This is a genomic window from Paenibacillus sp. 1-18 (assembly GCF_000520755.1).
Lineage (GTDB): Bacteria > Bacillota > Bacilli > Paenibacillales > Paenibacillaceae > Paenibacillus > Paenibacillus brasilensis.
The window spans coordinates 1-7,807 of the sequence record NZ_ASSB01000122.1 but is presented as its reverse complement, the minus strand read 5'-3'; the positions used below and the strand labels follow the sequence as shown (position 1 = coordinate 7,807).

The following is a 7,807-nucleotide window of genomic DNA, read 5'->3' as shown; positions in this document are numbered from 1 at the left end:
CTGGTTTGGGACCAGGGGGGCGCATGTTCAAATCGTTTCATCCCGATAACCTTTCGAAGGGTGTCTGATTATCAGACACCCTTTTCGACTTAATGTGTAGTCATTAAAACGGCTTCAGTTGGGTCATATTTTTGTGAAAGGTTATATTCATTGGCAGGGTGAATAGAGGTCGGATGATGGATGGTCTGAAGGAACATTAAACAGAAATGCTACAAGAGTTTTTTAAATATGCGTGATAAGAGCTTGCAACTTGATGGGGGGAGATGGGTATACGAAGGCTGCTGTCATAGACAGTGGTCTTTTTGTGTTCAGGGGATGAATTACTGATTTCTCGAGCGAGTTTCTTCCATTATAGTAGAGTGGGTTTCGGGTATTATAATAGAGGGAAGTAGGTCTCGTAGTTCATATCTGATAAATGGAAGGGGGAGAACGAGTATGTGTGGCCGTTTCACTTTAACAGCTGATGAATCTGAAATTATTGATACTTTTTCAGTTGATCATGTTCATTATGAATATAAACCCCGATATAATGTGGCTTCGTCCCAAACCATCGCCGCAGTTTCCTATCGAAATGGGGGGCGTGTGTTGGAAGGCTACAAGTGGGGCCTCATTCCTTTTTGGGCTAAAGACATGAAGATTGGTTATTCCATGATCAATGCTCGAGTTGAGACCCTACAGAGTAAACCTGTTTTCGGAATCTTCTTTCGAGAAATCGCATTGTCATTCCTGCAGATGGATTTTTTTATTAAATGTCAACAAAATATATTTAAGAACATAAGTGATCTACCAACATATAAGATGTATAACATTTTATATAAAAAAATCGGCACCAAATAAATAGATTTGGTTGGTGTAGAAGAGAAAAACTCTCCAGAAGGATTCTATGTGGTAACCTGTTTATCGAAGTTGAGATAGTGTCACGTTATATAAAAGTGAAGGTTCCATAATACATATATCTGCCAATTTGGATACGATAGTTCATCGGAAATAGAGAATAGTAGATAAACAAGACTGCTCTCTATTTTTTTTATGTAGGAGGAAATACACAAACTTAAGTAGCACAAAAATAATTTCGAAAAAATAATTGACTGATTGGTCTGGAAATGATAAGATGAGTTCATCAAGAGGAGGTCATAAACAATATCTCACAAAATCATTTTTTTAATCAAACTAGACTGAAAGGTCAAAAAACAAATCAACCCAAAAAATGGAGAAAGAAACCATGACAAACTAAACTATGACGCAAGAAGTAGTACGCGAGAGAGCGCAGGAGGCATTCCGTAACCATCTGAAACATCTGTCCGGTGGAGATATTGAAGCATGGGTAGAATTATGGGAAGAAAATGGCGTACTCTAATTCCCTTATGGCCCTGCAGGATTTCCGGATAAAAAAGAAGGTAAAGCCGAACTGTACGACTACATGCAGAACTTTCCGAAGCACTTTGAAGTCCAGTTCACAGAGCTTGAATTCCATCTGACGGAAGATTCGGAGCTCGTAATTGCCGAATTCAAGTCGGTTGGCAGCGTAAATGATGCTGTACGCTTCTCGGAATAAGAAGCGGAGACGGGTGCATGGATATACTTGTTCAGTTGAGAGTCATCTACTTCTTGACTGATTAAACCTATTCGCTCCTCTTATTGACTGAACGATCTATAAAAAGTAGTATGAGGAGAAGAAAGGGGCTGTAAATTTGGCAAGAAATAAAGAATTCGATACTACGCTCGTGTTGCATAAGGCTATGGAAGTTTTCGGCCATTACGGTTATGAAGGAACATCTCTGCAGCTTTTGCTTGAAGGACTCGGTATAGCTCGCCAAAGCCTTTATGATACCTATGGAACGAAACGGGATCTTTTCATAAAAGCAGTCAATCATTATGTGGACGAGAAGTCGTCCGCCGTCGTTGCTTATTTGCAGCAGGCCAGCTCCGTCAAGAAAGCGTTCACTGACATTTTCGCCGTAATTATGAACACGCTCATGGATGAACAGCGGCGAAAGGAGTGCTTCATCTTATACAGCGCTATAGATCAGGTTCCTCACGATCCCGAGATTGCGGCGCTGTTCGAACGCGACAAGTTGCGTCTAGAGCAGGCATTCTATGAGGCTTTGGTTCGTGGACAGCAGCAGGGCGAAATCGGCGCAAATCAAGACCCGCAGGAGTTGGCGCGCTATTTGTATCATGCGCGGTATGCACTGACGCAAGCGGCTAAGTTAACGGACGATCCTAAAGTTCTCGAACAAATAACGGCAGTTACGCTGACCGTGCTAGATCATAAATGAAGCGTTAGTTTGGCGCTTCATTTATTTATGAGGATAACAGACTGAACGATCTATTATTATCTCTATAATAGATCGTTCAGTCTGTAAAAAAGGGAGGAGAAGAAAATGAGTTCAACTAAATTCAAAGGATTGGCGCTATTTATTCTAGCTGTGTCGCAGCTAGTCATGGCGCTGGATTATACGATTATTTTCGTGGCGATGCCATCATTAGGCCAAGAACTTGGCTTTTCTGCGAACCATTTGCAATGGGTTGTTAGCGCCTATTCACTTGCTTTTGGCGGCTTCTTGCTTCTCGGCGGAAGGCTTTCTGATCTTATGGGCAGAAGGCGCATGTTTATGGTTGCTATGGGGTTATTCGGACTAGGTTCTCTTCTTGGAGGATTGGCAGAATCGCAATTGTTATTGATTATAGCGAGAGGACTGCAGGGTCTTGGAGGTGCACTTCTGTCGCCGGCAACGCTATCGCTGATTATGTCTAATTTTGAAGAGGGGCCGGAGCGTAACCGGGCAATGGGAATCTGGGCATCGATGGGCGGCGTAGGCATGTCGCTTGGTTTGCTTCTCGGCGGATTGCTTACCAGTTATGTCGGATGGGAAGCGACCTTCTTCGTTAATGTACCGATTACGATAGCGGTTATTCTTCTTGCGCCTGTCGTACTTTCTGAAAGTAAAGCCAACTCGGCTACTAAGCGTTATGATGCAGCAGGTACGGTGTCCGTTACTGCAGGCTTGCTGTTAGTCGTATATTACCTGATACAGTCGCCTGTCGAAGGTTGGCTCAGCTTATCAACGCTGCCTTATGTACTGCTTGGCGCTATTCTTCTAGCCGCATTCATCGTGATCGAAATGCGTACAAGCGAGCCGTTGATCTCCTTTCGCCTATTCCGCAATCGTAATTTGACGGGCGCTGCATTAACGGCATTCCTGTTCTCGGCTTCGTTTGGATCGCTGTATTATTTCTTAACGCTGTATACGCAGAACGTGCTTCATTATTCTGCCATTCAATCGGGTCTTAGCTTCCTGCCGCTTACGCTCAGTGCTTTTCTCGGTGCAAAACTGATTAATAAGCTGCTTGCTTCAGTTGGTGTAACGGGCACGATTACGATGGGCATGGGACTTGGCTTAATCGGCTTTCTCCTGTTGACTAGACTGTCAGAGACAGGGTCATTCTGGGTGATGATTCCCGGAACTGTGATTATTGGAATCGGTCAGGCGCTTACCTTTACAACGATGTTCATTGCTGGCAGTACGGGCATTGAGCCGAAAGAACAGGGCGTAGCTTCTGCGCTGATTTCCACAGGCCAACAGATTGGCGGGGCGGTTGGCCTGGCGGTAATTATGGCCATTATTTCGGCTGGCTTGAGTTCCAATACATCGCTGGAAATGATGATGCCGGCTGATCTTAACCAAGCCATTCATATCGCATTTCTGATCGCGACAGCCGTTGCACTGCTTGGAGTTGTAGTGGCCTTCACGGTACTCAAACCGCAGAAATCATCCAAGCAAGAGGAAATTAATGTGACGGTTTCCCATTAAGTAAAAATAGTAAGCGGCCATACGCAACCGATATATGCATATTATTCAAAGAATGTTCACTTGATCTAGAGTGTACTCAAGCATTTAACATGAATATGTATTCAGCAAGCAAACATTTAAAGGGAGAGATAAACTATGAAATATAAGCCGCTTGGAAATACAGGATTGTTAGTCTCGGAGTTTTGTCTTGGAACAATGACCTTTGGAGGAAAAAACGATCCTATGAGTTCTTTAATGGGGGCATTGGAGCTAAGAGAGGCTTCAAAGATTATCGAGGAAGCCTTGGAAGCGGGAATTAATTTTATCGATACGGCAAATGTGTACGGGCTTGGAGAATCCGAAGAAATAATTGGCGAGACGCTTAAACAGAAACGGCATGATGTGGTAATAGCCACAAAAGTAGGTTTCCGTATGGGATCAGGAGCAAATCAGGTTGGGCTCTCTCGAAAGCATATCATTCGTGAGGTAGAGGAAAGCTTACGCCGTCTTCAAACAGACTATATAGATCTGCTTCAGATTCACAGGCCGGATTCATTAACAGAATGGGAAGAGATACTTCGAGTGTTAGATGATCTCGTTACGAGCGGTAAAGTACGCTATACTGGAGCTTCTAATCTTCAAGGTTGGCAAATTATGAAGGCTAATGAGACGTCTTCACGCCTTGGGCTAGGACGATTCAAGTCATTCCAGTCCTACTATTCCCTTGTTGGACGAGAGGCAGAAAGAGAGATCATACCAGTCATTAAGGATCAGAATATGGGACTGCTTATCTGGAGCCCGCTGGCAGGAGGCTTTCTGACTGGAAAATATGTAAAAGGGACGGAAGGCGTAGCTGATGGCCGACGGATGAAGTTTCAGTTCCCTCCGGTTCATGTAGAAAAAGGCTATGAAATACTCGGAGTCCTTGAACATATTGCGCAATTCCACCAGTCAACCGTTCCGCAAATTGCGCTTGCTTGGCTGTTGCATCAGCCCGCGGTCACCAGCGTTATATTGGGGGCAAAGAGGCCGGAACAACTTCGTGAAAATCTTGGAGCAGCTGATATCGTACTAACGAATGATCAATTGCTTCAAATCGATGAAGTCAGCAAACTTCAACCGGAATACCCGTTATGGGACCCTACGGCTTATACGGCCGACCGTTATCCTATTTGAGGATTAGGGTAAATTAAAGCAAGAGGTGAGAAGGGCAGGCTCTTTTTACCTCTTGCTCTTTAATTTTTAATCTTTGGAGATGGCTGTTGTATGACTGTACATTTCAATCTTGTGATTGATCATGGCGATATACTGGAGTAGAGCACCAACCTGGCTCTCGATAAATATCCGTTGGTCCTCCAGCATTCCAATACGCTGATCTGTGGTTGCTTCTCCTTGTACGGTTAAGTTTACAAAATCTTTTAATTTCGAAATGGACATTCCCGTCTCTCGTAAACAGCAAATGAAACGAAGCCACTCAATGTGTTCTTCTTCATACAGCCTAAATCCGGTTGGGCTGCGTTCTATGAAAGGAATAAGCCCTTCTTTCTCATAGAATCTTATTGTATGAATGGACAGCTTCGATTTCTCAGCCAAATTTCCAATAGTAAACCGTTCTTTAACCATCCGATTCTTCCTCTCTCCATACTCCATCTTTTGTCATATTATTTCATATGGGGCAAGGAGATTCAACTATAAGAAGAATGAAAACTAAATCTAAGAGGTGGTTCAGTACCAGCTACCGACGGCATTCTAGGACGTCCATTCCGAAATCCAGTCACAATTTGTATGTTTTCTGAGTGATGGTCAACTAATGGATTTTCATGTGAATAATAATTAAGGCGAATTATCGATTTATAAAACGATTTAAGTGCTGCTAAAAATCTATTGATTGTATCAGGGCTATTTTTTTGTTACTGCACTAACTCGAACGAATTCCAGTGACGTACCTTGCAGTACATCTCGGCTCCTAGATAATCCTTAACTGAAACTCGTATTGCTTCCGGTGGCATATCCCAAGTTACCTTGGAACCTCGATAGTTACTGCTAAAATCAATCCAATAAAAGAATGGTAATAAAATGTTGAGATAATTAATTATAGAGGATTCTGCTATCCTGCCTTTTCATCGTGATAATACTCAGTTAGCGGAATGAAAGGTGATCCATTATAATTAAATACCAATAGACTATATTTACTTTCAATGTTTAGAGGACACCGAAAAAAGCGATATTTATCTATCATTTCACCCCCTTTCTATTCTACCGACTTAAAACGATAAAATGTTATACAGTACATATAAATTTGCTTTATATTTGCCTTTATTAACTATTCAGCTAAATTAATCTTACAATTTCTACGAATGGCAAAAGCAAGGGAAGGAGAAGCAGCCGTTTCGCTTTCAGCTGAAAACCAAGCAGGTGTATGGTTTTGCTGGCCTCTTTGATGAATGGATCGATCCAGAGGGAAATAAGCTGAGCAGCTGCACCATTATTACCACACGGCCGAATGAGTTGGTCCAACCGGTTCACGATCGCATGCCAGTAATTTTAGATGATGATGCCGTAAACATCTGGCTAGATCGGAACGTCTCATCCGTTGATCAGGTCATGAACATGCTGCAGCGGTATCCAGGGAAGAGCATGATTGTTTATCCTAATATCTCGTGCTGTAGGAAATGTAAAAAACACAGAAGCCAGTTTGATTGAAGAAGTCCCTCTGAACTCCAAGTAATTACGCGAGTTCAGAGGGACTTTACTATGTAAGTGACTCAATCAGTTTTATCATCGCTTCCGGATCAACGTTCCCAAAGTGGGCAGCTGTGATTTGATTGACCCACAGTGCCTGTGTACCTTCTGGAGCGGTGCTACCTTCCCGATAAATGCATGTCGGGGAAAGTGACAAATGACTCATCTTCTTCTCCGTCAAACTCAAACCATACACCAGTATTTTCGATTTCTTTCACCGTGGCCTTCTTAGCCGTCAGGCGCATAGCATCGCCGGAAAGGTTCCAGAAAAAAGTAACACGTTCATCCAAGTCAAATTTAAACTGTTCCATTGAAAAACACGCTCCTTTAGTTGGTTGAGATCCATATCGTTAATCTGCAGGGGAAGGAAGCAGACGGTATTACTCATTTAATTGTTCAAGTTCTACTTCCCGTTCAGCCAGGTAGTCAAGCTCGAAGAATTTGTCATTTTTTGCATACAGGTCTGTGCCGGTGAGATCAAAAGCAACGAGCAGACCATGTATACTCTTTCGCAGTCCTCTACCCTTACCAGAGAAGAATTTGACCTGTTCCTTATTTTCCCTCAAAGCAAAATATTTTAGGTCTTAAAAATTATCCAATCGATATTGGAAAAGAGCCTCCAGCTCCTTGAGTAATTTTTCGGTTCTAATATGAGTTGAGGCCATATTTTCTACTCCTTTAACGTTTGTTAACAACAGTAAACATTTGTTAACAAACGTTAACAAGCGATTTATGTAAAATATTTCCATTCAAGTGGATGCTCAAAAATGGGTAGGGAAGATTAATTTCAGTGTTCGTCGTCTTCTCTATACAGAAGATGACGAGTAAGGACGAGGCTTTTGTTTATTTTCAGTACCCCAACGCCCTCAACAGTAGCAGCATCAATGATACCACCTTCTGTAACGTAGTTACCAATGACACCATCAGCTTCAGGTGAACCTTCAGAGATGAAACGATCACCACATTTACATTTGTAAAGAACTGGTGTTAGGCCCCAAGAAATACGGTTATTGTTTTGATCAGCCAAAAGGCAAATCCTTGAGGGCGCATTGATGACCTCCACCGAAATAACTACATACTGCTTTTGGCATAAAAATCTCTCATTTAATCATTTTGGTTTTTTAAGGGAAGTGATATCCCTTATACTTATTAAAGAAGCGTGAGTAATGAAAGTAACAACCAAAGTCTTAAATTTTTTAGGTATACGGATTTTATGGTAAAAACAAACTCACAACATTTCACTTAAAAATCGGAGAATATGGTGGTATTTT

At 42.2% G+C, this 7,807-nt stretch carries 8 protein-coding genes; 5 read left to right on the top strand and 3 right to left on the bottom strand.

Going from position 1 to position 7,807, the window contains the following annotated elements; genetic code table 11:
* Nucleotides 1-435 precede the first annotated feature (435 nt).
* The 4 genes from L693_RS0107910 to L693_RS0107885 all read left to right on the top strand — a co-directional run bounded on the left by L693_RS0107910 (nucleotide 436) and on the right by L693_RS0107885 (nucleotide 4,970).
* Entirely contained in the window at nucleotides 436-837 is a 402-nt protein-coding gene (locus L693_RS0107910) for an SOS response-associated peptidase family protein (RefSeq protein WP_049825087.1), read from the top strand.
* Between the two features lie 854 nt (nucleotides 838-1,691).
* On the top strand, nucleotides 1,692-2,279 hold the full coding sequence (locus L693_RS0107895; RefSeq protein ID WP_025716798.1) for a TetR/AcrR family transcriptional regulator: 588 nt from the start codon (nucleotides 1,692-1,694) through the stop codon (nucleotides 2,277-2,279).
* Between the two features lie 105 nt (nucleotides 2,280-2,384).
* The gene (locus L693_RS0107890; protein WP_025716797.1) at nucleotides 2,385-3,815 is read left to right on the top strand and encodes an MFS transporter; all 1,431 of its coding nucleotides are present in this window, start codon (nucleotides 2,385-2,387) and stop codon (nucleotides 3,813-3,815) included.
* A gap of 135 nt (nucleotides 3,816-3,950) precedes the next feature.
* Nucleotides 3,951-4,970, top strand: coding sequence for an aldo/keto reductase (locus L693_RS0107885; protein ID WP_025716796.1), 1,020 nt, complete (start codon nucleotides 3,951-3,953; stop codon nucleotides 4,968-4,970).
* Nucleotides 4,971-5,036: 66 nt separating this feature from the next.
* Here the strand turns inward: L693_RS0107885 and L693_RS0107880 are convergent, their stop codons facing one another.
* A complete protein-coding gene (locus L693_RS0107880) occupies nucleotides 5,037-5,417 on the bottom strand; it encodes a MerR family transcriptional regulator (protein WP_025716795.1) in 381 nt (126 codons plus the stop codon).
* A 777-nt stretch (nucleotides 5,418-6,194) separates the two neighbouring features.
* Between L693_RS0107880 and L693_RS32355 the strand changes: the two genes are divergently transcribed.
* A complete protein-coding gene (locus L693_RS32355; RefSeq protein ID WP_442950168.1) occupies nucleotides 6,195-6,497 on the top strand; it encodes an SOS response-associated peptidase family protein in 303 nt (100 codons plus the stop codon).
* A 158-nt stretch (nucleotides 6,498-6,655) separates the two neighbouring features.
* Here the strand turns inward: L693_RS32355 and L693_RS0107870 are convergent, their stop codons facing one another.
* Both L693_RS0107870 and L693_RS0107855 read right to left on the bottom strand, forming a co-directional pair.
* On the bottom strand, nucleotides 6,656-6,847 hold the full coding sequence (locus L693_RS0107870; protein ID WP_025716793.1) for a hypothetical protein: 192 nt from the start codon (nucleotides 6,845-6,847) through the stop codon (nucleotides 6,656-6,658).
* 476 nt (nucleotides 6,848-7,323) lie between these two features.
* Nucleotides 7,324-7,563, bottom strand: coding sequence for a hypothetical protein (locus tag L693_RS0107855; protein ID WP_025716791.1), 240 nt, complete (start codon nucleotides 7,561-7,563; stop codon nucleotides 7,324-7,326).
* Between the last annotated feature and the right edge of the window lie 244 nt (nucleotides 7,564-7,807).